The 3,610-nt window shown below is 48.8% G+C and carries 1 protein-coding gene; it reads right to left on the minus strand.

Annotation, left to right across the window (positions count from 1 at the left end):
* Positions 1–1,010 precede the first annotated feature (1,010 nt).
* Positions 1,011–3,134 carry a polyribonucleotide nucleotidyltransferase gene (pnp, locus tag HMPREF3090_RS00305; protein WP_067972341.1) on the minus strand — a complete coding sequence of 708 codons (2,124 nt, stop codon included), beginning with the start codon at positions 3,132–3,134 and terminating at the stop codon, positions 1,011–1,013.
* Positions 3,135–3,610: the final 476 nt, after the last annotated feature.

Below are 3,610 nucleotides of genomic sequence, written 5' to 3' on the forward strand. Positions count from 1 at the left end.
CGAACCCGACTAGAATATGTAACAAAAGTTTTCAACTTTTGTTATCCTCTATCCTCCAGCCTCGTGCTGGAGGATTTTTTTAAGATCAATGCTGTGCTGAGGCATCCGTTCCTGCCTCTTCGACAGCGATTTGGCAGTTTTTTCGCGAGTTACTGCCTATTCTATTGAGAACTGGCAGCTTCTCAGCATCTTACTGCCTCTTCTCTTAAGAACTGGCAGTTTCTTGGCACCTTACTGCCTCTCCTCTTGAGAACTGGCAGTTTCTCCGCAAGTTACTGCCTTTTCTCTTAAGAACTGGCAGTTTCTCCGCAAATTACTGCCTTTTCTCTTAAGAACTGGCAGTTTCTCGACATATTACTGCATTTTCTTCCGCGATATTGCAGTTTCTCGACGCGTTACTGCATCTTCTTCCGTGATAATGCAGTTTCTCAGCGCGTTACTGCATCTTCTCCCGTGATATTGCAGTTTCTCGACGCGTTACTGCATCTTCACTCGCGATATTGCAGTTTCTCGACGCGTTACTGCAACTGCGCTCATGATATTGCAGTTTCTCAAGCCTGTAGCTCTGGAAATTTACTAGGTTTATGACAATTTTATAGACAAAACAGCATATTTTGTTCATATTACATTAAAATATCCATCATTAAAAAACATAAAAAAGCAGCTAGTCCCTTCTCTCAGGTCACTAGCTGCTTTATTTGTGTTGCTGGTTATTTGATTACATTTATTAAAATTAAAGCAATCCCCAGCCATATTATATTTCCATAATCAATACGATCCCCAAAATAAAGATCCATTAATATATTTGCAATGATTAAAATGACAAAAAGAAAATTTAAGCAGGTAAGAATTTTTGAGCTAATGTCTATATTCTTATTAGATTTCAAAATCAATTACCCCTCCCTTTTTCAGTTTAATCCATAATGCAAACAATGAAATCCTATTGCTTCTCCAAATCATGAGCAGGAGTGAAGCGCATGCTCAACCATGTGATTGGGTACAATCCCTGTCTACTCCGCCTCAGGATCTGTCAGCGCCTTTAGGGAAAGATTGATCCGGCCGCGGTCGTCGATTTCGATCACCTTCACGCGGACCACATCGCCAATATTTACCACATCTTCTACCTTGTTGGTCCGTTTGTGCTGGAGTTCGGAAATGTGGATCATGCCGTTTTGGCCAGGTGCTAGGTCAACGAAGGCGCCGAATTTTTCAATCCGGAAGACCTTGCCTTCGTAGATTTGGCCGACTTCGATCTTCAGAGTCAGCTGCTCGATGATTTCGATGGCGCGGTCGATCATGGCTTGGTCATCGGAATAGATGGTCACCAGGCCGTCGTCCGCGATGTCAATCTTGGTGCCGGTTTCGTCGATGATCCCATTGATGGTGTCGCCGCCCTTACCGATTACGACCTTGATTTGGTCTTCGTCGATGCGGATCTTGCCGATCTTAGGCGCATACTTGCTCAGTTCGGCGCGTGGTTCGGCAATCGTAGAAGTGATTTGGTCGAGGATCTGCATCCGCGCTTGTTTGGCTTGGGCCAGGGATTCGCGCAGGATTTCCTCAGTAATTCCCTTGATCTTGATATCCATCTGCAGGGCGGTAATCCCCTCAGCTGTCCCTGCCACCTTGAAGTCCATGTCGCCCAGGTGGTCTTCCAGGCCTTGGATGTCAGTCAAAATGGTGTACTTGCTTTCATCGGCTTCGTTCATCACCAGACCCATAGCAATCCCGGCAACTGGCGCCTTGATTGGCACACCGGCATCCATCATAGCTAAAGTCGAGGCACAAATGGAAGCTTGGGAAGACGAGCCGTTAGATTCCAGCACTTCCGCCACCAAGCGGATGGTGTATGGGAAGTCTTCTTCATCTGGGATCACTTGGCTCAAGGCACGGTGACCCAAAGCCCCGTGGCCGATTTCACGCCGGCCTGGTGAGCCGTAGCGGCCGTTTGATCCAACAGAGAATTGGGGGAAGTTGTAGTGGTGGATAAAGCGTTGGTCGTAGTCAGGCCCTAAGCCGTCGATGTGTTGGGCTTCAGACAAAGGCGCCAGGGTACAAGCCGACAGCACTTGGGTTTGGCCCCGGGTAAAGAGACCGGACCCGTGCGCGCGTGGCAGGAGGCCTACCTCAGAAGACAGAGGACGGATCTCGTCGATTTGACGGCCATCGGGACGGACCTTGTCATCCGTAATCAGACGGCGGACTTCATTGTACTCCAGCTTGTCAGCCAGGTCAGCCACTTGTTGGTGGAGGCGGATGAAGTCTTCATCATCGAGGAAGCGCGCATCATAAACAGACAGGATTTCATCCTTAACCGCTTGGATATTTTCCTCCCGTTCCAACTTGTCGAAGGTTTGGATGGCTTCAACCATGCGTTGGTGGTAATTGGTCACGATCTCCGCTTCCAGCTCAGGATCCAATTCATCCGCTACATAGTCGACCTTTTCTTGGCCAATTTCGTCGATGATTTGTTTTTGGAAGTAAGTCATTTCCTTGATATTGGCGTGGCCGAACATGAGGGCTGCCAACATCTCGTCCTCGCTCAGTTCGGACGCAGAAGATTCCACCATGTTGATGGCCTTAGAAGTCCCCGCAACCGTCAATTCCAGGTCGGACTGGGCTTCTTGGTCAGCGGTTGGGTTGATCATCAAGTCGCCATTCACCCGGCCCACATTCACCCCTGCAATCGGCCCTTCAAAAGGAATGCTGGAGATGCCGAGCGCCAGAGAAGACCCGAACATAGCCGCCATCTCAGGGCTGCAGTCAGGATCCACCGACATCACGGTATTGATCACTTGGACATCATTCTTGTAACCTTCAGGGAAAAGCGGACGGATGGGCCGGTCAATCAAACGCGCCGTCAACGTCGCATGCTCACTTGGACGTCCTTCCCGCTTAATATAACCGCCCGGAATCTTACCCGCAGCGTACATCTTCTCTTCATAAAGCACTTGGAGAGGGAAGAAATCCTGCCCTTCCTTAGGCTCCTTAGCCCCAACCACAGCCGTCAAAACAACCGTCTCCCCGTAACGCACGAGGACCGCCGCAGAGGCCTGCTTAGCCAACTGACCAATCTCAACCTGGAGCGGACGCCCCGCCCAGTTCATTTTATAGACTTTCTTTTCTTCTGACATGTCATGCTCCTTTATCATATCTTTGCATGGCGTCGTAAGCTACTAAACAAAGAACTAAAGCCAGATCCAAGGCCAGGCCCCACTTCTTTGGTTAGTAGGAATTACAGACGCCGCTTACCATTACAAACAACAATCATCCCATAAAAATTAACTTACACTAGTATCCATAGGCAGAAAAGTAGATCCTGCGTAGACACTAACAAATTCAACATAAAAATCAGCTTGAATTCACCCGTGAGCAGAGCCCGTAGCCATCTCAGAGGTGAGAGAGATAGCGCCTATTTGCCTTTGACTGACCTGAGTGCAGATAGCAGGTCGCCAGTTTGCACTCGAGCGCTCTGAGCGCAAATAGCAGCTCACCAGTTTGCATTCGAGTGACCTGAATGCGGATAGCAAGTCATCAATTTGCATTCGAACGCTCTGAGTGCAGATAGCAAGTCGCCAGCACAATCCCCGCACAACCACTAACAAAGCAC

The organism is Aerococcus sp. HMSC23C02 (assembly GCF_001806805.1).
GTDB lineage: Bacteria > Bacillota > Bacilli > Lactobacillales > Aerococcaceae > Aerococcus > Aerococcus sanguinicola.

Bases quoted from the DNA above. Each gene is read 5' to 3' on its own strand.
- pnp (WP_067972341.1), bottom strand. From the start codon at position 3,134: ATGTCAGAAGAAAAGAAAGTCTATAAAATGAACTGGGCGGGGCGTCCG.